Source organism: Massilia oculi (assembly GCF_017582745.1).
In the GTDB taxonomy this organism is placed as follows: domain Bacteria; phylum Pseudomonadota; class Gammaproteobacteria; order Burkholderiales; family Burkholderiaceae_D; genus Telluria; species Telluria oculi_A.
This window is the reverse complement of the sequence record NZ_JAFVIM010000007.1, coordinates 177,798-201,046: the sequence shown is the minus strand read 5'-3', so window position 1 is coordinate 201,046 and position 23,249 is coordinate 177,798. Positions and strand designations below refer to the sequence as shown.

The 23,249-nt window shown below is 63.1% G+C and carries 24 protein-coding genes; 16 read left to right on the top strand and 8 right to left on the bottom strand.

The window, feature by feature from the left end; translation table 11 throughout:
- Positions 1-192: 192 nt before the first annotated feature.
- The 6 genes from recA (at position 193) to J3U95_RS28330 (ending at position 6,107) form a co-directional block, all read left to right on the top strand.
- A complete protein-coding gene (recA, locus tag J3U95_RS11145; RefSeq protein WP_208278667.1) occupies positions 193-1,269 on the top strand; it encodes a recombinase RecA in 1,077 nt (358 codons plus the stop codon).
- Positions 1,270-1,341: 72 nt separating this feature from the next.
- Positions 1,342-1,800, top strand: coding sequence for a recombination regulator RecX (recX, locus tag J3U95_RS11140; RefSeq protein ID WP_208278666.1), 459 nt, complete (start codon positions 1,342-1,344; stop codon positions 1,798-1,800).
- Positions 1,801-2,597: 797 nt separating this feature from the next.
- Complete coding sequence (locus tag J3U95_RS11135) at positions 2,598-3,161, top strand: DUF2889 domain-containing protein (protein WP_005664964.1); 564 nt, start codon at positions 2,598-2,600, stop codon at positions 3,159-3,161.
- A 68-nt stretch (positions 3,162-3,229) separates the two neighbouring features.
- Positions 3,230-4,399: an ADP-forming succinate--CoA ligase subunit beta gene (gene sucC / locus J3U95_RS11130; RefSeq protein ID WP_208278665.1), complete on the top strand. Its 1,170-nt coding sequence runs from the start codon at positions 3,230-3,232 to the stop codon at positions 4,397-4,399.
- A gap of 18 nt (positions 4,400-4,417) precedes the next feature.
- Positions 4,418-5,299 carry a succinate--CoA ligase subunit alpha gene (gene sucD, locus J3U95_RS11125; protein WP_208278664.1) on the top strand — a complete coding sequence of 294 codons (882 nt, stop codon included), beginning with the start codon at positions 4,418-4,420 and terminating at the stop codon, positions 5,297-5,299.
- 304 nt (positions 5,300-5,603) lie between these two features.
- Complete coding sequence (locus J3U95_RS28330; protein ID WP_208278663.1) at positions 5,604-6,107, top strand: pilin; 504 nt, start codon at positions 5,604-5,606, stop codon at positions 6,105-6,107.
- A gap of 52 nt (positions 6,108-6,159) precedes the next feature.
- Here J3U95_RS28330 and J3U95_RS11115 read toward each other — a convergent pair whose 3' ends face one another.
- Positions 6,160-8,229 (bottom strand): S9 family peptidase, encoded by a 2,070-nt coding sequence (locus tag J3U95_RS11115; protein WP_208278662.1) that lies wholly within the window; start codon positions 8,227-8,229, stop codon positions 6,160-6,162.
- Positions 8,230-8,453: 224 nt separating this feature from the next.
- On the opposite strand from J3U95_RS11115, the gene J3U95_RS11110 reads away from it, so the two are divergent.
- Complete coding sequence (locus tag J3U95_RS11110) at positions 8,454-9,383, top strand: MerR family transcriptional regulator (RefSeq protein WP_229519767.1); 930 nt, start codon at positions 8,454-8,456, stop codon at positions 9,381-9,383.
- Here J3U95_RS11110 and J3U95_RS11105 read toward each other — a convergent pair.
- The 4 genes from J3U95_RS11105 to moaC all read right to left on the bottom strand — a co-directional run bounded on the left by J3U95_RS11105 (position 9,380) and on the right by moaC (position 11,652).
- Positions 9,380-10,093: a flagellar brake protein gene (locus J3U95_RS11105; RefSeq protein ID WP_208278660.1), complete on the bottom strand. Its 714-nt coding sequence runs from the start codon at positions 10,091-10,093 to the stop codon at positions 9,380-9,382. The genes J3U95_RS11110 and J3U95_RS11105 overlap by 4 nt on opposite strands.
- Positions 10,094-10,257: 164 nt before the next feature.
- Positions 10,258-10,653, bottom strand: coding sequence for a VOC family protein (locus J3U95_RS11100; protein ID WP_208278659.1), 396 nt, complete (start codon positions 10,651-10,653; stop codon positions 10,258-10,260).
- A 39-nt stretch (positions 10,654-10,692) separates the two neighbouring features.
- Positions 10,693-11,028, bottom strand: a complete 336-nt coding sequence (locus J3U95_RS11095; RefSeq protein WP_208278658.1) for a hypothetical protein — start codon at positions 11,026-11,028, stop codon at positions 10,693-10,695.
- Positions 11,029-11,145: 117 nt separating this feature from the next.
- Positions 11,146-11,652, bottom strand: coding sequence for a cyclic pyranopterin monophosphate synthase MoaC (gene moaC / locus J3U95_RS11090; protein ID WP_208278657.1), 507 nt, complete (start codon positions 11,650-11,652; stop codon positions 11,146-11,148).
- Between the two features lie 101 nt (positions 11,653-11,753).
- Here moaC and J3U95_RS11085 point away from each other — a divergent pair, with 101 nt between their 5' ends.
- On the top strand, positions 11,754-13,325 hold the full coding sequence (locus J3U95_RS11085; RefSeq protein ID WP_208278681.1) for a beta-barrel assembly-enhancing protease: 1,572 nt from the start codon (positions 11,754-11,756) through the stop codon (positions 13,323-13,325).
- A 6-nt stretch (positions 13,326-13,331) separates the two neighbouring features.
- Here the strand turns inward: J3U95_RS11085 and J3U95_RS11080 are convergent, their stop codons facing one another.
- Genes J3U95_RS11080 through J3U95_RS11070 form a run of 3 tightly spaced genes read right to left on the bottom strand, consistent with a single transcriptional unit; the run spans position 13,332 to position 15,138 of the window.
- Positions 13,332-13,919, bottom strand: coding sequence for a DUF2946 family protein (locus J3U95_RS11080; RefSeq protein WP_208278656.1), 588 nt, complete (start codon positions 13,917-13,919; stop codon positions 13,332-13,334).
- A 4-nt stretch (positions 13,920-13,923) separates the two neighbouring features.
- Positions 13,924-14,907, bottom strand: a complete 984-nt coding sequence (locus tag J3U95_RS11075; protein WP_208278655.1) for a YheT family hydrolase — start codon at positions 14,905-14,907, stop codon at positions 13,924-13,926.
- A 36-nt stretch (positions 14,908-14,943) separates the two neighbouring features.
- On the bottom strand, positions 14,944-15,138 hold the full coding sequence (locus J3U95_RS11070; protein WP_005664989.1) for a zinc-finger domain-containing protein: 195 nt from the start codon (positions 15,136-15,138) through the stop codon (positions 14,944-14,946).
- Between the two features lie 256 nt (positions 15,139-15,394).
- On the opposite strand from J3U95_RS11070, the gene J3U95_RS11065 reads away from it, so the two are divergent.
- The 8 genes from J3U95_RS11065 (at position 15,395) to J3U95_RS11030 (ending at position 23,248) form a co-directional block, all read left to right on the top strand.
- A complete protein-coding gene (locus tag J3U95_RS11065) occupies positions 15,395-16,147 on the top strand; it encodes an AzlC family ABC transporter permease (RefSeq protein WP_208278654.1) in 753 nt (250 codons plus the stop codon).
- A complete protein-coding gene (locus J3U95_RS11060; RefSeq protein WP_208278653.1) occupies positions 16,140-16,484 on the top strand; it encodes an AzlD domain-containing protein in 345 nt (114 codons plus the stop codon). Before J3U95_RS11065 ends, J3U95_RS11060 begins: the two co-directional genes overlap by 8 nt.
- 161 nt (positions 16,485-16,645) lie before the next feature.
- Positions 16,646-17,848: a phosphoglycerate kinase gene (locus J3U95_RS11055; protein ID WP_208278652.1), complete on the top strand. Its 1,203-nt coding sequence runs from the start codon at positions 16,646-16,648 to the stop codon at positions 17,846-17,848.
- A gap of 59 nt (positions 17,849-17,907) precedes the next feature.
- Complete coding sequence (gene pyk, locus J3U95_RS11050; protein WP_208278651.1) at positions 17,908-19,356, top strand: pyruvate kinase; 1,449 nt, start codon at positions 17,908-17,910, stop codon at positions 19,354-19,356.
- 125 nt (positions 19,357-19,481) lie between these two features.
- Positions 19,482-20,546, top strand: a complete 1,065-nt coding sequence (gene fba, locus J3U95_RS11045) for a class II fructose-bisphosphate aldolase (protein WP_208278650.1) — start codon at positions 19,482-19,484, stop codon at positions 20,544-20,546.
- A gap of 113 nt (positions 20,547-20,659) precedes the next feature.
- On the top strand, positions 20,660-21,556 hold the full coding sequence (locus J3U95_RS11040) for a phosphoribosylaminoimidazolesuccinocarboxamide synthase (RefSeq protein WP_208278649.1): 897 nt from the start codon (positions 20,660-20,662) through the stop codon (positions 21,554-21,556).
- Between the two features lie 4 nt (positions 21,557-21,560).
- The gene (gene purE / locus J3U95_RS11035; protein ID WP_208278648.1) at positions 21,561-22,058 is read left to right on the top strand and encodes a 5-(carboxyamino)imidazole ribonucleotide mutase; all 498 of its coding nucleotides are present in this window, start codon (positions 21,561-21,563) and stop codon (positions 22,056-22,058) included.
- Positions 22,059-22,063: 5 nt separating this feature from the next.
- Positions 22,064-23,248, top strand: a complete 1,185-nt coding sequence (locus J3U95_RS11030; protein ID WP_208278647.1) for a 5-(carboxyamino)imidazole ribonucleotide synthase — start codon at positions 22,064-22,066, stop codon at positions 23,246-23,248.
- Position 23,249: the final 1 nt, after the last annotated feature.

The following is a 23,249-nucleotide window of genomic DNA, read 5'->3' as shown; positions in this document are numbered from 1 at the left end:
CGGTTAACGCGTTAGACAAACTCAAGACCATATTGTGTTTGATTTGTCGCAACAATGCGAGCCTCGCCCCATTCATTGACAAAATGGTCACGCATTAGTGCTTGCAAAAACCACTGGATTTTTATACAGTAGTGGCTCTTGAAGTGCGCGTGCGCGCCCACACCTTGCCTACTCCACGATTGAAAGTACACCATGGACGACAAAAAATCCGCATTGAACGCCGCTGAAAAGGGCAAGGCGCTGGCAGCCGCCCTGGCGCAAATCGAAAAGCAGTTCGGCAAGGGCTCGGTCATGCGCATGGACACCAGCGCACCGGTCGAGGAAGTGCAGACTGTTTCCACCGGCTCGCTGGGCCTCGACATCGCCCTGGGCGTCGGCGGCCTGCCGCGCGGCCGTATCGTCGAGATCTACGGCCCTGAATCGTCGGGTAAAACCACCCTGACGCTGCAGACCATCGCCCAGATGCAAAAACTGGGTGGCACCTGCGCCTTCATCGACGCCGAGCACGCGCTCGACGTGACTTATGCCCAAAAACTGGGCATCAACCTGGGCGACCTGCTGATCTCGCAGCCAGATACTGGCGAACAGGCGCTCGAAATCACCGACGCGCTGGTGCGTTCGGGCAGCGTCGACCTGGTGGTCATCGACTCGGTGGCGGCACTGACCCCGCGCGCCGAGATCGAAGGCGATATGGGCGACTCCCTGCCGGGCCTGCAAGCGCGTCTGATGTCGCAAGCGCTGCGCAAGCTGACCGGTTCGATCAACCGTACCAACACGCTGGTGATCTTCATCAACCAGATCCGCATGAAGATCGGCGTCATGTTCGGCAGCCCAGAGACGACCACCGGCGGTAACGCACTGAAGTTCTACGCCTCCGTGCGCATGGACATTCGTCGTACCGGTTCGATCAAGTCGGGCGACGAAGTGATCGGTAACGAAACCAAGGTCAAGGTCGTCAAGAACAAGATCGCGCCACCGTTCAAGGAAGCCCACTTCGACATCCTGTACGGAGCAGGCACCTCGCGCGAAGGCGAAATCCTGGACCTGGGCGCCGACAACAAGATCGTCGAGAAGTCGGGCTCGTGGTACAGCTATAACGGCGAGCGCATCGGTCAAGGTAAAGACAACGCCCGTCAGTTCCTGATGGATCGCCCAGCCCTGGCGCGTGAGATCGAGAACAAGGTCCGCGCCGCCCTGGGCGTGCGCGAACTGCCGCCTGTCGCTGCTGGCGGTGACGACAAGCCGAAGCTGCAGGCAGTTGGTGAGTAATCGCCTGGCGAGGGCGGCGCGGCAGGGTAGCGTCGTGGCCGTCCGCGCCATGTTGTCGATGATGGTGTCGCCATGCCAGCACCCGTACTGAGCCTCAAGGCGCGCGCGCTGCGCTACCTGTCGCAGCGCGAGCACAGCCGGTTCGAGTTGCGGCGCAAGCTGGCCAAGTATGCCCAGGAAGACGAAGACGTCGACGCCCTCCTGGATTTCCTTGAAAAGAATAACTGGCTGTCGCAGGAACGTTTCGCCGAATCGCTGATCAACCGTAAGGCCAGCCGCTACGGCAATAGCCGCGTGGTGGCCGAGCTGCAAAGCCATGGCGTTACCGGCGATGCGCTGGTCGAGATCAAGGCCGGGCTGTCCGATAGCGAGACCGCGCGCGCCGTCGAAGTCTGGCAGCGCAAGTTCGGCACCGTCGCCACCGATGCGGCGATGCGGGCCAAGCAGATGCGCTTTCTGTTGCAGCGCGGCTTTTCCCAGCGTGCGGCGCGGGTGGCGATGCAGGGTAGCCCTGCGGACGATGAGCCGTAGTTAGATAGAGCGGAACTCTAGCCCCATCATCGGTATCTGATGCTACGTATGCTGGCAAGGAAGCACGCCATCACATGACTGATCTTTGCCGCGAAAACCAAGCGACCGAGATCGAAGACGTTGGATGTGAATCGCATGTGTCAGTAAAGAGTTAGCATATGAAACATGGCCCGCCACCATCACTCTCGCAGCGAGAACGGCGCTACCCGTGGCGAGTCTGACGGTAACGTTAGGCACTGCCGCCGGCATATTGCTGGTGGGAGGCGGGAAAGTTACGCCTGTCAGGTACGAGTGCGGTCAGTAAGACGGCTCGGGGCAGGAAGAGGACGATGAGCACGTTTGTTCACGTCTTTGATAGCAGCGTCATCTCCCGATATGCGCAGGCATCTATCTAAGGCGCCAGCGTGGAGCGCCATTCCCGATATGCTCAGGCATATTCCTCAACGGGCGATGGTGCTGCACGCTGGCGCTTTTTTCGTCTGATCATCTCCAGCCCTCAACGAGCCCTATCCCAAACACATATCTTTCATTCATGCTGTGAATGGCATGGCGCCTCTCATTAAAGACAGGCGAATAATATAAGCGGCAAACGCGCCGTTATATTGCCCTGAAGTCCCTTCATCTCCTCGTAGTATCCCTTACCGACCTTTCTTTCCCATGCGCCGCTGTGGACGCTGTGCTAAACTTTGCGGGTTTAAGCAGCGCCGCATGAGCGGTTGTTGTCGCAGAAGCTGCGGCAACGTGCACGAAGCACACCGGCTGCATCACTAACCGCCGTCTCGACGGCACTGGTATTTATGCCTTTGTCACCTCCCGTATCGCGCTCGCTCCGGCATACGCGCGCCATCACAGTCGAAGCGTTCGCGCGCGACGATGGCTTGTGGGACCTCGATGCCAGCATCCGCGATGTGAAGACGCGTACTGTCGCGCTTGCTTCCGGCGAACGGCCCGGCGGCACGCCGGTGCACGATCTCAAGCTGCGTGTGACCATTGACCGCGACCTCAACATCGTCGATGCCGAAGCCGCATCCGATGCCGTCCCGTATCCGGGCTACTGCGATACCATCGGCCCTGCCTACAAGAAGTTGATCGGGCTCTCGCTCGTGAACCATTTCCGGTTGCATCTGAAAGACCGCCTATCCGGCGTGCTCGGCTGCACCCATTTGACCGAATTGGCCCAGGTGCTGCCGACCGCAGCCTTGCAAGCCTTTGCTGACGACAATGTCGATGCCCCAGGCGGGCTCGGCGGCTCGTCAACCGACCGTCCATTTGAGCTCGACCGTTGCCATGCCCTGCGCAGCGACGGCCCTGCCGTGGCCAAATACTACCCACGCTGGTCGATCAAGGCCGTCTCGGGTTAGCGTTCGTCGTTTTATTTTTTGTAGTTCAACCGTATTTCTAATTCAGTAATAGAAGAAGGGAAGCCAGCATGAAGATCCATGAGTACCAGGGCAAAGAGATCCTCCGAAAATTCGGGGTGACCGTTCCGCGCGGCATTCCGTGCATGTCGGTGGAAGAGGCTGTCAAGGCAGCTGAAGAACTGGGCGGTCCGGTCTGGGTGGTCAAGGCCCAGATCCACGCTGGCGGCCGCGGCAAGGGCGGTGGCGTCAAGGTCGCCAAGTCGATCGAGCAAGTCAAGGAATACGCTGACCAGATCATGGGCATGCAGCTGGTGACCCACCAGACCAGCCCTGAAGGCCAGAAAGTGCGTCGCCTGATGATCGAAGAAGGCGCCGACATCAAGCAGGAACTGTACGTCTCGCTGGTCACCGACCGCGTGACCCAGAAGGTCGTGCTGATGGCGTCGTCGGAAGGCGGCATGGACATCGAAGAAGTCGCGCACAGCAACCCTGAAAAAATCCACAACGTCGTGATCGATCCGGCCGTCGGCCTGACCGACGCCGACGCTGACAGCATCGCCGCCAAGATCGGCGTGCCGGCCGGCTCGATCGCCGACGCCCGCGCCAACCTGCAAGGCCTGTACAAAGCCTACTGGGAAACCGACGCATCGCTGGCTGAAATCAACCCGCTGATCGTGACCGGCTCGGGCAAGATCATCGCCCTGGACGCGAAGTTCAACTTCGACGCCAACGCGCTGTTCCGTCATCCAGAGATCGTCGCCTACCGCGACCTGGACGAAGAAGATCCAGCCGAAGTCGAAGCATCGAAGTTCGACCTGGCCTACATCTCGCTGGACGGCAACATCGGCTGCCTGGTGAACGGCGCCGGCCTGGCCATGGCAACCATGGACACCATCAAGCTGTTCGGCGGCGAGCCTGCCAACTTCCTGGACGTGGGCGGTGGCGCTACGGCCGAGAAAGTGACCGAAGCATTCAAGATCATGCTGAAGAACCCGGAACTGAAGGCCATCCTGGTCAACATCTTCGGCGGCATCATGCGTTGCGACGTCATCGCCGAAGGCGTGATCACCGCATCGAAAGCCGTGTCGCTGCAAGTGCCGCTGGTCGTGCGCATGAAGGGCACCAACGAAGACCTGGGCAAGAAGATGCTGGCTGACTCGGGTCTGCCAATCATCGCTGCAGACACGATGGAAGACGCAGCGAAGTCGGTCGTTGCCGCCGCCGCTGGTAAAGCCTAATTCGCTAAGGAAATAAAAATGTCGATTCTGATCAATAAAGACACCAAAGTCATCACCCAGGGCATCACCGGCAAGACCGGCCAGTTCCACACCCGCATGTGCCGCGACTACGCGAACGGCAAGGAAGCCTTCGTCGCAGGCGTGAACCCGAAGAAAGCCGGTGAAGATTTCGAAGGCATCCCGATCTACGCATCGGTCAAGGAAGCCAAGTCGGAAACCGGCGCCACCGTGTCGGTCATCTACGTCCCACCAGCAGGCGCAGCCGCAGCAATCTGGGAAGCCGTCGAAGCCGAGCTGGACCTGGCAATCTGCATCACCGAAGGCATCCCTGTCCGCGACATGATGGAAGTCAAGGATCGCATGGCCAAAGCCGGTTCGAAGACCCTGCTGCTGGGCCCGAACTGCCCAGGCCTGATCACCCCTGACGAAATCAAGATCGGCATCATGCCGGGCCACATCCACAAGAAGGGCCGTATCGGCGTCGTGTCGCGTTCGGGCACCCTGACCTATGAAGCAGTCGGCCAGCTGACCGCACTGGGCCTGGGCCAATCGTCGGCAGTCGGCATCGGCGGCGACCCGATCAACGGCCTGAAGCACATCGACGTGATGCGCATGTTCAACGACGATCCTGATACCGACGCGGTCATCATGATCGGCGAGATCGGTGGTCCGGACGAGGCGAACGCCGCTCACTGGATCAAGGACAACATGAAGAAGCCAGTGGTTGGCTTCATCGCTGGCGTCACCGCGCCTCCAGGCAAGCGCATGGGCCACGCCGGCGCGCTGATCTCGGGCGGCGCCGACACCGCGCAAGCCAAGCTGGAAATCATGGAAGCCTGCGGTATCAAAGTCACCAAGAACCCGTCGGAAATGGCACGTCTGCTGAAGGCGATGCTGTAATTCTGACGATCTCTTGATCGACAGCTAAGACGGGGAGCTTCGGCTCCCCGTTCTGTTTGCGGTTACATTTTTCGCTGCCAATCTTCGTCGCCTGACAAAAATTGCTGTATGGCACTGACAAAATTTGTCACCTGATGGGCCAAATTTTGTCGTGCCACAGCGTTTTGTTGTCGGTGTATTCATAAAATCGACCGTTTCTTGCTGCTTTTGAGCTGGCACGCCGCTTGCGTATAGGAAAGCGTAGCAGCTGAGCAGTACAAGATACGTAGTCCTACTTTTTGAAATACCACTCCTGGAGAGAAAAATGAACTTCAAGCAAATGCCAAGCAAAAATGCCCAAGGCGGCTTCACCCTGATCGAACTGATGATCGTTGTTGCGATCATCGGTATTCTGGCCGCAGTTGCAATTCCGCAGTACAGCAACTACACCGCACGCGCTAAAGCATCGAACGCTCTGAGCGTAGTGAATCCATACAAGACGGCAGTAGCAATGTGCGTTCAGGAAAACGGCTCGGCCACCGGCTGCAATGCGACTGCTCGCCCAGGCTCGTTCCCAGCATTTGTCGCAACCGCTGAAGTCGATGACGTGACCGTGACCGACGCTGGCGTGATCACGATGACCCTCAAAAATATTGGCGATGGCACCGAGGACAAAGACGTTGTCTTCAAACCGGTTGCGACCGCTAGCGCTGTTGCATGGAACGTGACCACGACCGTGACCAACGAAGCAGTCAAGGAATCGCTCCTGAAAAATAGCGTCGCTCTGGGCAACGACGAAGAAGCAGAAACCGACCCAGGCCAAGGCTAATCGTTTCACTCAACAAAAAGCCCGCTTCACAGCGGGCTTTTTGCTTTCCAACTTACTTCGCAGCAGGCTGCTGCTTGAGATACTGATCCAACCATCCCACCACAGTGTAATGCCACTGCACCGAGTTCGCCGGCTTGAGCACCCAATGATTCTCATCCGGGAACACCAGCAGCTTGCTCTCCACACCCATGCGCTGTAGCGCGGTAAAGGTCCCCAGTGCCTGCGCGGTAGGAATCCGGAAGTCCAGGTCACCCTGAATCACCAGCATCGGCGTCTTCCACTTGTTCACATGATGAACCGGATTGAAGCGCTCATGGTTCTCCGGCACCTTGAAGTAAGGCCCGCCGCTCTCCCAGTCGGTAAACCACTGTTCCTCGGTCGAGTACGCCATGCCGCGCGTATCGAACACGCCATCGTGATTCACGATGCACTTGAACTCATCCGACCAGTTACCCGCAATCCAGTTCATCATATAGCCGCCATACGACGCCCCCAGCGCGCAATCGCGTGAACGATCGAGCCACGGGAATTTCTGCACCGCCGCGTCATACCCCTTCTGCAGGTCGACCAGCGGCTTGCCGCCCCAGTCGTTGCTGATCGAGTCCGTGAACTTCTGGCCATAGCCGGTCGAGCCGTGGAAGTCGATGAACACGGCCGCGTAACCCGCGCCCGCATACACCTGCGGATTCCAACGATAGCTCCAGCTGTTGCCGAAGCTGCCCTGCGGGCCGCCGTGAACGATGAAGGCGACCGGATACTTCTGGCCCGGCTGCGCATTCCACGGCTTCATCACATAGCCGTACACGGTCTCGCCATTGGCGCCGGCAAACGAGAACTGCTCCGACTCGCCAAAGCGCACGTCCTTCAAACGCTCCGTGTTCACATCGGTCAGCTGCTTCGACTTGCCGCCCAGCTTCATCGAGAACAGTTGCGCGCCCGATTGCAGGTTCGCGTGGGTGTAGACCAGCGTGTCGCGACGCAGGTCATACGCGCCGACCGCGCCCTTGTCGGTCAGCGGCGTCACCTTGCCGTTGGCGACGTCGATCGAGAACAGGCGGTGCTGGCCGATGTCTTCGGCATCGACGATCAGCGCCTTGCCGTCCGCGCGCCACACCAGGTTGCCGGCCGAGCGGTCCCAGTCGGCCGCCAGCTTGCGCTTCTGGCCGCTGGCCACGTCCATCAGCATGACCTGGTAGCGGTCGGCCTCGAAGCCGGGACGCGCCATCGCGAGATAGGCCAGGGTGCGGCCATCCGGCGAGAAAGTGCCTTTCGTATCCCAGGCCGGGTTGTCCTGGGTCAGGTTGCGCGGCGCCGCGCCGCCCGCGGCCGGCACGCTGTACAAATCGAAGTTGGTCGACCAGGCTTCGGTCTTGCCGGCGATGCGCGCCGAGAACACGATGGTCTTGCCGTCCGGGCTGAAGCGGTATTCCTCGCGGTCGCCGAAAGGTTTCGATGGCACGTCGCCGTCGAGCGAGCCGGACAGGCTCACCGGCTCGCTGCCGACCTTGCCATCCGCACCCAGCGGCGCCGAGAACAGCACCGCATTGCGGTGGTCGCTCCAGGTATCCCAGTGACGCACGAACAGACGGTCATAGACCTTGCCCGTGGCCTTGTCCTTTTCCTTGGCATCCAGGCGCGCTTTGGTGCAGGCCAGGTCGGCGCAGTCGCGGAACACGGCCAGGCTGAAGGCCAGGCGGTCGCCGCTCGGCGCAAGGCGGAAGTTGTCGACGTCCAGCGGCAGGTTCGTCACCTGCACCGGCTCGCCGCCCGCGATCGGCTGGCGCCACACCTGCGACGAGCCCGAGCGCGCCGACAGGAAGTAAACGGCATCGCCCGACGGCGACCATTCCGGATCGCTGCTGCTGGACGCATGCTGGCTCAGGCGCTGCGGCGCCGGCTTGGCGGCGCGCAGGTCGACCATCCACAGTTGGGTATTGCCGCGGTTCTTCTCCATGTCCGTGCTGCGCACGGTATAGATCACGCGTGTGGCGTCCGGCGACACGGCCGGGCTGCCCACCCTTTCCATATTGACCAGGTCTTCCACGGTAAAGCCGCGCGGCGCGGCCGTCGCGGTGGTGGCGGCCAGCAGGGCCGCTGCCATCGTCAGCAAACGAAATTTCATTCCATCCTCGTCGATCAGTGCCGCAGCCGGGTGCCGCAGCAAGCCGGCAATTTACCACGTTGCATTACAGGTATGTGAATTGCTACCTGGCCGCCGTCTTACACACTGTTGAGTATCGGAACAGCATTTTTTCAGCAGATATGACACCATTCGGTTTCAAAAATAATGGTTCAACTTCGGGACGTGTAATGACGGAATCTTTTAAAGCGGGACAAGACAGGATCATGTACCGCACGGGCGCCGCCGCCCGGCTGGCCGGTCTGCCAGTGGAAACCCTGCGCGTATGGGAGCGCCGCTACAGCCTGTCGGACGCCCAGCGCTCCGAGCGCGGCCAGCGCCTGTACTCCGCCGAACAGGTGACGCGCCTTGGCTTGCTCAAGCAACTGGTCGACCAGGGCCATTCGATCGGCGTGCTGGCCGGTCTCAACCGTGACCAGCTGCAATCGATGCTGGGCCTGGACGGCCAGGCCAGGGCCGTGGCGGAGGCGCCGGTGCGGGTGCTGCTGGCCGGCGCCATGCTGGCGCGGCGCGTGGCCGCCATGGGGCAGGGCGCGCTGGGGCTGGACGTGCGCGGCCATTGCGCCGACCTCGCGCAGGCGGTGCACATGCCGCAGGATAGCGGCGCCGACGTGCTGGTGGTCGAGCAATCCGAGCTCGACGAACGGGCGCTGCCGGCCGTCGCCGCCGCGCGCGATGCAACCGGCGTCGGGGCGGTCGTCGTGCTGTATCGCTTCTGCTCGAGCGCCACCATTCGCGCCTTGCGCGCGCAAGGCTGCCTGGTGGCGCGCATTCCGGCCGACCTGAACGAGCTGGCGCTGCTGTGCCAGTCGGCCCTGACCGGCCATCGCCCGCCGCTGCAGGAGCCGCTGACGGCGGCCGTGGCGCCGCCGCGCTTTGCCGACGAAGACCTGGCCAACATCACGGCGGCCGGCAATCGGCTGAGCTGCGAGTGTCCGCGCCACCTGTCGGACTTGCTGCTGATGGTGGGAAGCTTCGAGCGCTACAGCCAGCATTGCGCCTCGCGCAATCCGGAAGACGCGGCGCTCCACGCCGAGCTGGCGCTGGCCTCGGGCCGCGCGCGGGTGGTGCTGGAGGGGGCGATGGAAAGGCTGGCGATCGAGGAAGGATTGCCGCTGCCGAAAGGCTGGGCCTAGACGATCTTGCCGCGGTCGGCCAGCAGCGCCTCGTAGGTCATGTTCTGCAGCAGCGTGTAGTGGACCGGATCGAGGTCGATGAACTGCACGCCATAGCTGTACATCTCGGCCTGGCCGTTCGCCGGTCGGCCGACCGCCAGGTTCCTGATGCTGGCCCGGGTGCGCACCTGCGTCTCCCGGTTGTCGGGCGGGACCGCCAGCGCGAACCGCAGATCCACGATGTCTTCGTCGGGCGGCAAGGGCTGCGACGAATCGATGCGGGCGCCGGTCACCGACACGTTCGCCAGCTGGCAGTCGATCGGCGTCGCGCCATCCTTCACGCCGACCACGCGCACCGGCAGGTCGGCGCGCACCCGCATCGCGCCGCGCAGGCTGGTGCCCTGGATCGAGGTCGGAAAGGACAGGTGGACGTAGAACAGCGGGCGTGCAAAGACGCGCTCGACCGTGCAGGCGAATGAACACACGTTTACGCCCGAAAATACCCGAATCGTCACACGCTCGCCTTCGGTCAGACCGATCGGCACGCCGTCCTCGAAAGGAATCTTGAGGATCAGGTACTCGTCCCTGACGTAGCCGATGAGGCTGGAGAAATGCGAGACTGGCTTGAGCCGCCGGTGCGTGATGAGCTGCAGGCGGACGCCAACCTGCATGTTCAGCGTTTCGAATTCGTATTCCTGGGGCGTCAGCTCATGGGCTTGGGCGCTGTTCATATCGGCAAAACAAGCGGGCGGCCATTGCCGCAGAGAAAAGCTGGCATGATAGCAGCAGCTTTACCTCCGAAATGTATCTTAATGTCACTGCTTGCTGCCGACGGCCGGTAGCAATAAGTTAATGGTGGCCGTATTCGCTTGTCAGCGAAGAAGAAGGAGCCCGCTCAGCTCAGGTTGAGTTGCCACGACACGCCGAAGCGGTCGTTCAGCCAGCCGAACTTGCGGCTGAAGCCATAGTTGTCGGGCGGCATCAGCAGCTTGCCGCCTTCCGCCAGCAGGGTGAAGGCGGTGTCGAACTCGGCCTCGTCCTCGCACTCCACCAACAGCGACATTGACGGTGTGAAGGTGAACGCGTGTTTGGCCGGACTGTCGATGCAGATCACGGGCTGGCCGGCGAGGATGAAATCGGCCCGCTTGACGGTTCCTTCGGGGCCCATCTCGCCGCTCTTGTAGTGCTCGATCTGCTGAATTTTGGAATGGGCGAACAGCGAGACATAGAAGCGCATCGCTTCCTCGGCCGCCCCTTCGAACATCAGGAATGGAGTGATGCTGCGTGCCATTGGCGACTCCTGTTGAATGACGATGATGGAGCGCAGCGCTCAGCGCGCCGGTTTCCAGCCGCCCGCCATGGCGTCGGCGAAACTCTGGCCCATGATCTCGACCGCCTTCTGGTTGGCGCTGATGAGCCGGCTGAATGACTGTTGCTGGACCGACACGGCATTCCTGGTCAAGGCTTCGGCACACGACTGCGAGGCGGAGATGAAGGCCTTCATTGTCTCTTCCATGATGATCTTGGACGAGCTGATCCAGAGCTGCTCCAGGCTGGCGCGGGTCGAATCCGCGTAGACGTTGGCGATCTTCAGGAATGTATCTTGATAGGGCAGGGCGTTCAGCTGGACAGTCGCTGCGGTGAACTGCGGGTATGCGGTCGTCATGACACATCCTCTCGGGCAGATAGCAGGTTGGAGTGGAGAAAGACGCATTGCGCGTCGCCCATCAGTATAGGCCGAGTATTGACGTTGTCTACAGCATTGGGCAAGTTGTCGAACTGCTCAGGCGTCGATATCCGCCGTCCAATCCCCGCTTTTGCCGCCATGCTTCTCCATGACCCGCACATTGGTCATCACCATCCCTCGATCGACCGCCTTGCACATGTCGTACACGGTCAGCAAGCCTACCTGCACACTCGTCAACGCTTCCATCTCGACGCCGGTCTTGCCAATGGTTTCCACCTGCGCCCGGCAATGCACGCTATTGGCCGCCTCGTCGATCTCGAAATCCACCGCCACGCGCGTGATCGGCAGCGGATGGCACAGCGGCACCAGGTCGCTGGTGCGCTTGGACGCCATGATCGCCGCGATGCGCGCGATCCCGATCACATCACCTTTCTTGGCATTGCCCGAGGTGATCAAGGCCAGCGTCTCCGGCTTCATGCGGATGGTCCCGGCCGCCACCGCGGTGCGGTGCGTGTCCTGTTTCGCGCCGACGTCGACCATATGGGCCTGGCCGGTGGCGTCGAAGTGGGTCAAGTGGTCTGCGGTGGGGATTGGATTCGTCATTACTCGGTCGGTGTGTTCGGATTACAAAAAGGTTCGCTGAGCAGCAACATGCACGCGGATGCAGGTATGATAGCACCGTGAAATCCGTCGTCCGTCCAGCAATGGCGCGCCGCTGGCGCTCCTCCTTGTCCGTCATGGCCCTGTGCATGGCGACCGCCTTCCCCGTCGCAGCGCAGTCCGACGTGTTCAGGCGGCCCGATTCGACCCGCCTGCCCACGCTCGGCGACACCGCGCGCGGCGACCTGTCGCCCGTCGTCGAACGCAAGCTGGGCGAGGAGTTCATGCGCGACGTCCGGCGCGATCGCGATTACCTCGACGATGAGCCGATCTCCGAATACCTGAACAATTTCGGCAACGGCCTGGTCGCCGCCGTGCCCGGCGCGCGCGGCGAGACCAATGCCGACTTTCACTTCTTCGCCGTGCGCGATCCGGCCCTGAACGCGTTCGCGATGCCGGGCGGCTTCATCGGCGCCCACTCGGGCCTGATCATCGCGGCCCAGACCGAATCGGAACTGGCCGGCGTGATGGCGCACGAGATCGGCCACGTCACCCAGCGCCATATCGCGCGCAGGATCAGCCAGCAGCGCCAGGACGTCCTGCTGCCGCTGGCGTCGATGATCCTGGCGGCGCTGGCGGCCCGGGCCAGCTCGGATGCGGCCATGGGCGTGCTGATGGGCGGCCAGGGCTTGGCCGTGCAGCGCCAGCTGAACTTCAGCCGCGACGCCGAGCGCGAGGCCGACCGCGTCGGCTTCCAGATCATGGAGGCGGGCGGCTACGACACCACCGGCATCGTCGCTTTCTTCCGGCGCCTGCAGGCCGCCTCCAGGCTGTATGGCGACCTGCCGCCCGGCCTGGCCAGCCTGAGCAGCCACCCGCTGACCCAGGAGCGCATCACCGACATGCAGGCGCGCATCCGCGAGATTCCCAAGAAGCAGCGCGTCGACAGCCTCGATTTTCATCTGGTGCGGGCGCGCGCCCGCGTCCTGCAGGACGGGAGCGAGCAGGGCCGGCGCGACACGCGCACCGCCTTCGAGGCCCAGCTCAGGGATCAGCCCCACCGCCAGTGGCAGGCCGGGGCCCAGTATGGCCTGTCCTACCTGGCGCTCAAGGAGAACGACCTGGCCGGCGCCCAGCGCTGGCTCGACAAGGCGATCGAGACCATGAAGCCGCGCGAAGGGGTGCTGTCGGTGGCGCCGTCGAACGTGGGTGATGGCGCGACCATGTTCGCCGGGCTGGCGCTGGAGATCAAGATGGCGCCGGGCCAGCCGAGGTCCGTGCTGGAAGAAGCGGTCAAGGAAGCGGATGCGGCGCGCCAGCGCTACCCGCTGTCGCGCGCGCTCGCGCACCAGTACGCACAGGCCCTGATCGCGACCGACCGCTTCGATGAAGCGGCGCTGTACCTGCGCGACCAGGCCCAGCAGTATCGGGAAGAACGCAAGCTGCACGACATGCTGGCCAGGACCTATGCCAAGCAGGGCAAGATCGCGCTGCAGCACATGTCGCTGGCGGAATCGTACGTGCTGGCCGGCGCCGTGCCGGCGGCGATGGCCCAGCTCGAGCTGGCGCGCAAGGCCAGCGATGCGTCGTTCTACGACCAGGCCGTGATCGATGCGCGCGTGCGCGAACTGCAGGAGAAACAGAAGAAGGCGAAAGAAGAGGCCGAAGAGCGCTGACCGCGCCTACGGCGCCGGCGTCCGGTTGAATCCGAACCTGGCCGGTATCTCTTCGCCCACTACGCGCTCGACGGCAAGCTGCCGGCCAGCCCACGGCAGGACCAGGCGCCGGTCGCCACTTTCCAGCCACGCCATCACCGCCTCGTCCGACGCCGCGGCGCCGTCGAGCTCGAGCAGGCCCAGTACCTGGGCCACGTCGCGGTCATCCAGCTGCGCCACCGTTTCGCCCGCCACGAACACCAGCGCGCCGGCGTCGCTCAGACAGACCCGCTCGACATCGGCCAGCGCCTGCCCGGTCTGCAGTACCAGCCCCTGCTGCGGATCGGTGCGCGCGATGAAGGGCGTGGCCTCGAGGTTCACGTACACGCGCTGCGGCCCGTTCTGGAAATACCAGTTGCCGAGCTCGTCGTGCAGGTAGTTGCGGTTGATGAAACCCACCAGCGCGGGATTGTTCAAGCGGTCGCCCGCCGCGTTGGCGCGCTGGGCCGCTTCGTCGCGCATGCGCCAGCCGCCGCGCGCGTCGAGCGCGAGCCAGCCGTAGCAGTGGGGCACGTTCGGCCACTTGGCCATTGCCTGTTTTACGATTTCATCCATAGTGTTATGCAGCATCGCACGGTTCCGCGAGCGCCAGCGCGCGCGTGCCATTGACGGAGTCGAAATGGTGCAGGATGCGCTGCGGCAGCCAGTCGATCCGTCCGGGGAACGGGCCGACCGCAAAGCCGACATGCCCGCCCTGTTCGGGATACTCGAGCGTCACCGCGCTCGATGCCGACGTCGGCAGGTGAATGCCCGGCAGGAAGGGATCGTTGCGGGCATTGAGCACCAGGGTCGGCACGGTGATCTCGTGCAGCACGTGACGGGCGCTGGCGCGATGCCAGTAGTCGTCAGTGTCGCGGTAGCCGTGCAGGGGCGCCGTGACGACGTTGTCGAAGGCATACAGATCGCGCGCGGCGAGCAGGGCGGAGCGGTCGAACAGGCCAGGGAATTGTTCCAGCTTCGCCAAACATTTCGGCTTGAGCGTCTGCAGGAACATCCGGGTGTACAGCATATTGAAGCCGGACGACAGCGCTTCGCCGCCGCGCGCCAGGTCGAGCGGGGCCGATACGGCGCAGGCCGCATCGACGATCCCGGCGCCATGGCCCGATTCGCCCAGCCACCGCAGCAGCGCGTTGCCGCCCAGCGAGACGCCGGCCGCATACAGCGCGCCGTCATGGGATGCGCGCAGCTTGCGGACGATCCAGTCGACTTCGCCTGCGTCGCCCGAGTGATAGAAGCGCGGCGCCAGGTTGGCTTCGCCGGAGCAGCCGCGAAAATGCGGCACCACGCCCGACCAGCCGCGCGTGGCCAGCGCCGCCATCAGGCCGCGGGCGTAATGGCTGTTCGAACTGCCTTCCAGACCATGGAACAACACCACCAGCGGCTGGCCGGGCTGGCCATCCACGAAGTCGAGGTCGACGAAGTCGCCGTCCGCGCTGTGCCAGCGCTCGCGGCGATAGATGACCGGCGGCTTGGCGATGCAGGTCGCCGGATAGATCGTTTGCAGGTGGCCGCCAGGCAGCCACGAGGGGGTAGGGTAGTGCATAAAAAAGAGGCACCGCAGTGCCTCGTGGGAGCAAAATCAGTGGTGCTTGAGCACGGTGCCCGGCGCCAGGCGATACTGGGTGCCGCAGTAGGGGCACTTGGCCTCGCCGTGGTGGTCGAAGTCGAGGAAGACGCGCGGGTGCGAGGACCACAGCGGCATTGCCGGGTTGGGGCAATAGGCCGGCAGGTCCTTGGCCGTGAGCTCCACCACAGGCATCGTCTTTTGATTCATCTGTTTCTCCGTCAGGCAAGTTGGGCAAAGACTGGATTTTAACGGATTCGCTCTATTGCCGAAATGACCGTAAAATAATGCGTTCAGCATAAAGAGCAAGAGCGACGCCTGTTATATTGAGCGTCCGACCCGCGCCACATCCATCCATGCGTTTCATGCCCGACCGTTTCAAGCCTGCCGCCTGCGTCGACATCCCTGTTGGCCGTTGCAAGAATGCCACACGTTTTGTCGTGATGCGTGCTGTGCCGCGCGCCGCATGAGCGCGGTCGACAAGCCAGGCCAGCTTTCCGCCTCCATCGGCGACGCGCCGAACCGCGATGCCTGGAACGAAGGTTTCAAGACCGGCCTGCCGACCCTGTTCGGCATTGCCGCCTGGGGCCTGGTGGTCGGCATCGCCATGGTCAAGAGCGGCCTGTCCGTGCCGCAGGCGCTGGGCATGACCTTATTGGTGTTCGCCGGCTCGGCCCAGCTGGCCTCGCTGCCGCTGATCGCCGCCCAGGCCCCGATCTGGGTCATCTTCGCCACCGCCCTGGTGGTCAACCTGCGTTTCGTGATTTTTTCGGCGCTGCTGGGGCCGCATTTCGCCCATCTGCCGTGGCGGCAGCGCTTTTACCTTGGTTATATCTCGGGCGACCTGACCGTTGCGCTCTTCCTGCAGCGCTATCCGACCCTGGAGCCGGTAGCGGGCAAGCTGTCCTATTTAAAAGGGTTGATGTACCCGAACTGGTTCGCCTGGCAGATCGGTTCCTGCATCGGCATCTTCCTTGGCAGCGCGGTGCCGGCCGAATGGGGACTCGGCTTTGCCGGCACCCTGGCCATCCTGTGCATCATGGTGCCGCTGATGATCAATAACGCGGCGCTGTGCGGCGTGCTGGTGGCCGCCGCGATCTCGGTGCTGGCCTACGACTTGCCGTACAAGCTGGGGCTGCTGCTGGCGGTGCTGGTGGGGATGGTCACCGCGATGGTGATCGAAGAAACGCTGGCGAAAGCGAAGGTGCGCCGTGGCTGATTGGGAAATCTGGGTCGTGATCGGCGTGCTGTGCGTGGCCACCGCCGCCACCCGCAGTTCGTTCTGGATGATTGGCCACCGCGTGACGATTCCGCCACGGGTGCAGGAAATGCTGCGTTACGCGCCGGCCTGCGCGCTGGCGGCCATCATCGGGCCCGACTTCCTGATCGATACGCAGGGAGAAGTCCAGTTCACGCTGGCGAATCCGAAGCTGCTGGCCGGCGTCGCCGCCTTTGCCTTTTATATGTGGCGTCGTAACATGCTGCTAACGATTTTATTCGGCATGCTTGTATTTACTGCGCTCCGCGTACTGCACGTTTTCGGCCCCGCCGGCTAGCAGGCCCCGAAAAATCTGCTGCGCGTTGCGGTGCCGGTTTGCGATGCTCGCTGTACATCCGTACAGCTGCGCTTCTCAACCGCCACCGCTGCCGCTCGCGACGATTTTTCGAGGCCTGCTAATGTACAATGACGTTTTTTCACTATTGCCACGCCGACCAAATGGACGCTCTCCGTTTCACCCGCCTGCAAGACCTGATCGACCAACAAGCGCTGCAAGGCAAGCGCGTCTTTATCCGCGCTGACCTGAACGTCCCACAAGATGACGCTGGCAATATCACCGAAGACACGCGCATCCGCGCTTCGGTGCCGGCGATCCAGGCTGCAGTGAAAGCAGGCGCCGCGGTGATGGTCACGTCCCACCTGGGCCGTCCGACCGAAGGTGAATTCAAGCCGGAAGACAGCCTGGCGCCGGTCGCCAAGCGCCTGTCCGAGCTGCTGGGCCAATCCGTCGAATTGAAACAGAACTGGGTGGACGGCGTCGACGTCGCCCCCGGCTCGGTTGTGCTGCTGGAAAACTGCCGCGTCAACAAAGGCGAGAAGAAGAACAGCGACGAGCTGGCGCAAAAAATGGCCAAGCTGTGCGACGTCTACGTAAACGATGCCTTCGGCACCGCCCACCGCGCCGAAGCGACCACCCACGGCATCGCCAAGTTCGCCCCGATCGTGGCCGCCGGCCCGCTGCTGGCCGCCGAACTGGATGCCCTCGGTAAAGCCCTGCATCAGCCGCAGCGTCCGCTGCTGGCGATCGTCGCCGGCTCGAAGGTATCCAGCAAGCTGACCATCCTGCAAAGCCTGGCCGACAAGGTCGACAACCTGGTCGTCGGCGGCGGCATCGCCAATACCTTCATGAAGGCCGTTGGCCTGAACATCGGCAAGTCGCTGGCCGAGAACGACCTGGTCGATGAAGCCAAGGCCATCATCGAGAAGATGTCCTCGCGCGGCGCCCAGGTGCCGATCCCCGTCGACGTCGTGTGCGCGAAGGAATTCGCTCCGACCGCGGCCGCCACCGTCAAGGACGTCGCCGACGTGGCCGACGACGACATGATCCTCGACATCGGCCCGAAAACCGCCGCCATGCTGGCCGAACAGGTCGCCAAGGCCGGCACCATCGTCTGGAACGGTCCGGTCGGTGTCTTCGAATTCGACCAGTTCGCCGAGGGCACCAAGACCCTGGCGCTGGCCATCGCCCAGTCCCAGGGCTTCTCGATCGCCGGTGGTGGCGACACCCTGGCTGCGATTGCAAAATATAAAATTGCCGACCAGATCGGCTACATCTCGACCGGCGGCGGCGCCTTCCTGGAATTCTTGGAAGGAAAAACCCTGCCAGCTGTCGACATCCTGCTGCAACGCAGCGCTCACTAGAACTAGCCTGAGACCCTAGCGCAGCCAGTCTGCGCTTTGTTTTTATACAAGGACAATCCATGTACCGTGGCACCAAGATCGTCGCAACCATCGGCCCTGCTTCGACCGACTTCGATATTCTCGTCAAAATGATCCGCGCCGGCGTCGACGTCGTGCGCCTGAACTTCTCGCACGGGAAGGCGCAGGACCATATCGATCGTGCTGCCCTGATACGGCGCGCCGCCGAAGAATGCGGCCGCGAAGTGGCGATCATGGCCGATATGCAGGGTCCGAAGATCCGCGTCGGCAAGTTTGAAGAAGGCAAGATCTTCTTGACCAATGGTGACCGCTTCATCCTGGATGCCAAGTGGGGCGATGACGGCGAGCTGGGAAACCAGGAACGCGTCGGCCTGGATTACAAGGCGCTGCCGCGCGACGTCAAGCCGGGCGACAAGCTGCTGCTGAACGACGGCCTGATCGTCCTGATCGTCGACCGCGTCGTGGGCCACGAGATCTACACCACGGTCAAGGTTGGCGGCGAACTGTCGAACAACAAGGGCATCAACCGCCAGGGTGGCGGCCTGACCGCGCCGGCGCTGACCTCGAAGGACATGGAAGACATCAAGACCGCGATGAGCTTCCAGGCCGACTACCTCGCCATCTCGTTCCCGAAAAGCGCGACCGACATGGAAATGGCGCGCCAGCTGGCGAACATCGCCGGCGAGCCGTATGGCCACAAGCCGATGATGATCGCCAAGATCGAGCGCGCCGAAGCGATTCCGCTGCTGCAAGAGATCCTGGACGCGTCGGACGGCATCATGGTTGCCCGCGGCGACCTGGCCGTCGAAGTCGGCAACGCCGCCGTGCCGGCGCTGCAGAAGCGCATGATCCGCATGGCGCGCGATTCGAACAAGCTGGCGATTACCGCGACCCAGATGATGGAGTCGATGATCGTCAACGCCGTGCCGACCCGCGCTGAAGTGTCGGACGTGGCCAACGCCGTGCTGGACGGCACCGACGCCGTCATGACCTCGGCCGAGACCGCATCGGGCAAGTACCCGATCGAGACCGTCGAGATGATGGCCGCGATCTGCGTCGAAGCCGAGCAGTCCGAATACAACAAGATCGACGTCGACTTCCTGAACAAGCAGTTCACCCGCATCGACCAGACCATTGCCTATGGCACGCTGTTCACCGCCCACCACCTGGCCGTGAAGGCGATCGTGGCGCTGACCGAGTCGGGTTCGACCGCCCTGTGGATGAGCCGTCACAGCATCGACACCCCGATCTTCGCCCTGACGCCGCTGCAGGCGACGCAGCGCAAGGCATCGCTGTACCGCAACGTGCGAGCATTCCACCTGCTGCAGGAAGGCGGCAGCCACGCCGTGCTGCGCAAGGCCGAGGAACTCTTGATGAAAGAAGGGTTCGTACGCAAGGGCGACCTGATCGTCGTCACCTGGGGTTCGCCGATGGGACAAGCCGGTGGCACCAATGCGCTCAAGATCGTGCGCGTTGGCGAATATGATTAAAGGGAATCAACGAGTAGCCTGAGACGCGAACAGCGACATTTGCCCGGCGCCGTCCAGGACGGATGGCGCCGCGCTCGGCATTCGGGATTCCCGAACAAGTTTCTTTATTGTTTTGGAGTACAACCATGGCACTCGTATCATTGCGTCAATTGCTGGACCACGCCGCCGAAAACGGTTATGGCCTGCCTGCATTTAACGTCAACAACCTGGAGCAGGTGCAGGCCATCATGGCCGCCGCCGATGCTGCCAACAGCCCGGTCATCATGCAGGCCTCGGCCGGTGCACGCAAGTACGCGGGCGAAGCCTTCCTGCGTCACCTGATCGACGCGGCCGTCGAAGCCTACCCGCACATCCCGGTCGTCATGCACCAGGACCACGGGCAGTCGCCGGCCGTCTGCATGGCCGCGATCCGTTCGGGCTTCTCGTCGGTGATGATGGACGGTTCGCTCGAGGCCGACGGCAAGAGCGTCGCCAGCTATGAGTACAACGTCGAAGTGTCGAAAGAAGTCGTCAAGTTCGCGCACTCGATCGGCGTGACCGTCGAGGCCGAACTCGGCGTGCTGGGTTCGCTGGAGACGATGCAAGGCGACAAGGAAGACGGCCACGGCGCGGACGGCAAGATGACCCGCGAACAGCTGCTGACCGACGTCGACCAGGCGGCCGACTTCGTCAAGCGCACCCAGTGCGACGCTTTGGCGATCGCGATCGGCACCTCGCACGGCGCCTATAAATTCACGCGCAAGCCGACCGGAGACATCCTGGCGATCGACCGCATCAAGGAAATCCACGCCCGCATCCCCAACACCCACCTGGTGATGCACGGCTCGTCGTCGGTGCCGCAGGAACTGCTGGCCATCATCCGCGAATTCGGCGGCGACATGAAGGAAACCTATGGCGTGCCGGTCGAAGAGATTCAAGAGGGCATCAAGCACGGCGTCCGCAAGATCAATATCGACACCGACATCCGCCTGGCGATGACGGCCGCGATCCGCAAATACATGTTCCAGAACCCGTCGAAGTTCGACCCGCGCGACTACCTGAAGCCGGCGCGCGAAGCGGCGATGGAAGTGTGCAAGGCGCGCTTCCTGGCGTTCGGCTGCGAAGGCCAGGCCGGCAAGATCAAGCCGATCCCGCTGGAGAAGATGGCCGAGCGTTACAAGGCCGGCGAGCTGGCGCAGATCGTCCAATAAGTCGGATTGCCGGCTTTTTTGACGTAAAATATCGTATTGGACAGGCCAACCAGGCCTGACTTTCTCAACCGGCGGACCTTTCCGCCGGTTTCCGCTTTCCTGATAGCCCATCTATGAACAGCCTCTACCAATCCTCCATCCAGTCCCTGCCACTGCTCGGTCACGGCAAGGTGCGCGATAACTATGCCGTCGGCGACGACAAGATCCTGATCGTCACCACCGACCGCCTGTCGGCCTTCGACGTGGTCATGAACGAGCCGATCCCGGGCAAGGGCATGGTGCTGAACCAGATGAGCGATTTCTGGTTCGAGAAGCTCGGCCACATCGTGCCAAACCACCTGACCGGCGTGGCGCCGGAAAGCGTGGTCGCCGAGAACGAGGTGGAGCAAGTGCGCGGCCGCGCCGTCGTGGCCAAGCGCCTCAAGCCGATCATGGTCGAAGCCGTCGTGCGCGGCTACATCATCGGCTCGGGCTGGAAGGACTATCAGCAAAGCGGCGCGATCTGCGGCATCCAGCTGCCAGCCGGCCTGCGCCAGGCCGACAAGCTGCCGGAACCGCTGTTCACCCCGGCCGCCAAGGCCGATATCGGCGAGCACGACGAAAACATCTCGTTCGCCGAAATGGAACAGCGCATCGGCGCCGAGCTGGCCGCCAAGATGCGCGAAGTTAGTATCAAGCTCTATAGCGCCGCCGCCGAATATGCTGCCACCAGGGGCATCATCATCGCCGATACCAAGTTCGAATTCGGCCTCGATGAAAACGGCGTGATGCACCTGATGGACGAAGTCCTGACCGCCGATTCGTCGCGCTTCTGGCCGGCCGACTCGTACGCGCCGGGCATGTCGCCGCCGTCGTTCGACAAGCAGTTCGTGCGCGACTATTTGGAAACCCTGACCGACTGGGGCAAAACCGCACCGGCGCCAGCGCTGCCGGCGGACGTCATCGAAAAAACCCAGGCCAAGTATTTCGAGGCCATCGAACGCCTGACCGGCGAGAAGCTGAAGGCGTAAGCAGATGACGGATCAAGCAAAGCCGTTGGTCGGCGTGATCATGGGTTCGTCGTCCGACTGGGACGTGATGCAGAACGCGGTCGCCATCCTGAAGCAGTTCGGCGTGCCGTTCGAAGCGCAAGTGATCTCGGCCCACCGCATGCCGGACGAGATGTTCACCTATGCCGAACAGGCGCGCAGCCGCGGCCTGCGCGCCATCATCGCCGGCGCCGGCGGCGCGGCCCACCTTCCTGGCATGGTGGCTGCCAAGACCATCGTGCCGGTGCTGGGCGTGCCGGTGCCGTCGAAATACCTGCGCGGCGAGGATTCGCTGCTGTCGATCGTGCAGATGCCTAAGGGCGTGCCGGTGTCGACCTTCGCCATCGGCGAAGCCGGCGCCGCCAACGCGGCCCTGACCGCGGTGGCGATCATCGCCGCGGGCGACGAGCTTCTTGCCGACAAGCTGGAGCAGTTCCGCCGCGACCAGACCGCCACCGCCCAGGCCATGACTCTTCCCGTATAAGTAATATGACTCAACCGTTCCTCCCATCCGCCGATCCGTCGACCTGGCTTGGCGTGATGGGCGGCGGCCAGCTTGGCCGCATGTTCGCCCACGCCGCCCAGGCGATGGGCTACAAGGTCGCCGTGCTCGAGCCGAGCGCCGATTGCCCGGCCGGCCACGTAGCCGACCGCACCATCGAAGGCGATTACGCCAATGGCGCCGCATTGACCGAACTGGCGGCGCTGTGCGCGGCCGTCACCACCGAATTCGAGAACGTCCCCGCCGACAGCCTGGCGCAGCTTGCCGCCGACAGTTTCGTCGCGCCGTCGAGCCTGTGCGTGCAGATCGCGCAAGACCGCATCCTCGAAAAGAAATTCTTCGTCGACTGCGCGCCCGCATCGAAGGTGATGCCGGCCCCGCACAAGACCATCGCCTCGCATGCCGATATCGACGCCATTGGCGACGACCTGCTGCCGGGCATCCTCAAGACCGTGCGCATGGGTTACGACGGCAAGGGCCAGGTCCGCGTGCGCTCGCGCGAGGACGTGCGCGCCGCCTTCGACAGCATGGATGGCGTGACCTGCCTGCTCGAGAAGATGCTGCCGCTGGCCTATGAGGTGTCGGTGCTGACCGCGCGCGGCCACGATGGCGAGTCCGTCGTGTACCCGATCGCCGAGAACGTGCACCGCGACGGCATCCTGTTCACCACCACCGTGCCGGGACCGAACGTGTCCGCGGCCTGCGCGCAGCAGGCGCAGGACGCGGCGCGCGCCATCGTCGCCCAGCTGGGTTACGTGGGCGTGCTGTGCATCGAGTTCTTCGTGCTCGAAGATGGCACGCTGGTCGTCAACGAGATGGCGCCGCGTCCGCACAACAGCGGCCACTACACGATCGATGCCTGCATCACCAGCCAGTTCGCGCAGCAGGTGCGTGCGATGGCGCGCCTGCCGCTGGGCGACGTGCGCCAGCATTCGCCGAGCGTGATGCTGAATATCCTGGGCGACGTGTGGTTCGAAGGAAGCAGCGATACCGCCCGTGAACCGGCCTGGGACCAGGTGCTGGCGCTCCCTGGCGCCAACCTGCACCTGTACGGCAAGAACGATCCGCGCCGCGGCCGCAAGATGGGCCACGTGACCTTCGTGGCGCCGACCTTGGCAGCGGCGCAGGACAGCCTGCGCGCCGCCTGCGCCATCCTGGGCATCGAGGAATAAG

Coding starts and splice junctions, on each gene's coding strand:
- recA (WP_208278667.1), top strand. CDS start 193: ATGGACGACAAAAAATCCGCATTGAACGCCGCTGAAAAGGGCAAGGCG.
- recX (WP_208278666.1), top strand. CDS start 1,342: ATGCCAGCACCCGTACTGAGCCTCAAGGCGCGCGCGCTGCGCTACCTG.
- J3U95_RS11135 (WP_005664964.1), top strand. CDS start 2,598: ATGCCTTTGTCACCTCCCGTATCGCGCTCGCTCCGGCATACGCGCGCC.
- sucC (WP_208278665.1), top strand. CDS start 3,230: ATGAAGATCCATGAGTACCAGGGCAAAGAGATCCTCCGAAAATTCGGG.
- sucD (WP_208278664.1), top strand. CDS start 4,418: ATGTCGATTCTGATCAATAAAGACACCAAAGTCATCACCCAGGGCATC.
- J3U95_RS28330 (WP_208278663.1), top strand. CDS start 5,604: ATGAACTTCAAGCAAATGCCAAGCAAAAATGCCCAAGGCGGCTTCACC.
- J3U95_RS11115 (WP_208278662.1), bottom strand. CDS start 8,229: ATGAAATTTCGTTTGCTGACGATGGCAGCGGCCCTGCTGGCCGCCACC.
- J3U95_RS11110 (WP_229519767.1), top strand. CDS start 8,454: ATGTACCGCACGGGCGCCGCCGCCCGGCTGGCCGGTCTGCCAGTGGAA.
- J3U95_RS11105 (WP_208278660.1), bottom strand. CDS start 10,093: ATGAACAGCGCCCAAGCCCATGAGCTGACGCCCCAGGAATACGAATTC.
- J3U95_RS11100 (WP_208278659.1), bottom strand. CDS start 10,653: ATGGCACGCAGCATCACTCCATTCCTGATGTTCGAAGGGGCGGCCGAG.
- J3U95_RS11095 (WP_208278658.1), bottom strand. CDS start 11,028: ATGACGACCGCATACCCGCAGTTCACCGCAGCGACTGTCCAGCTGAAC.
- moaC (WP_208278657.1), bottom strand. CDS start 11,652: ATGACGAATCCAATCCCCACCGCAGACCACTTGACCCACTTCGACGCC.
- J3U95_RS11085 (WP_208278681.1), top strand. CDS start 11,754: ATGGCGCGCCGCTGGCGCTCCTCCTTGTCCGTCATGGCCCTGTGCATG.
- J3U95_RS11080 (WP_208278656.1), bottom strand. CDS start 13,919: ATGGATGAAATCGTAAAACAGGCAATGGCCAAGTGGCCGAACGTGCCC.
- J3U95_RS11075 (WP_208278655.1), bottom strand. CDS start 14,907: ATGCACTACCCTACCCCCTCGTGGCTGCCTGGCGGCCACCTGCAAACG.
- J3U95_RS11070 (WP_005664989.1), bottom strand. CDS start 15,138: ATGAATCAAAAGACGATGCCTGTGGTGGAGCTCACGGCCAAGGACCTG.
- J3U95_RS11065 (WP_208278654.1), top strand. CDS start 15,395: ATGAGCGCGGTCGACAAGCCAGGCCAGCTTTCCGCCTCCATCGGCGAC.
- J3U95_RS11055 (WP_208278652.1), top strand. CDS start 16,646: ATGGACGCTCTCCGTTTCACCCGCCTGCAAGACCTGATCGACCAACAA.
- pyk (WP_208278651.1), top strand. CDS start 17,908: ATGTACCGTGGCACCAAGATCGTCGCAACCATCGGCCCTGCTTCGACC.
- fba (WP_208278650.1), top strand. CDS start 19,482: ATGGCACTCGTATCATTGCGTCAATTGCTGGACCACGCCGCCGAAAAC.
- J3U95_RS11040 (WP_208278649.1), top strand. CDS start 20,660: ATGAACAGCCTCTACCAATCCTCCATCCAGTCCCTGCCACTGCTCGGT.
- purE (WP_208278648.1), top strand. CDS start 21,561: ATGACGGATCAAGCAAAGCCGTTGGTCGGCGTGATCATGGGTTCGTCG.
- J3U95_RS11030 (WP_208278647.1), top strand. CDS start 22,064: ATGACTCAACCGTTCCTCCCATCCGCCGATCCGTCGACCTGGCTTGGC.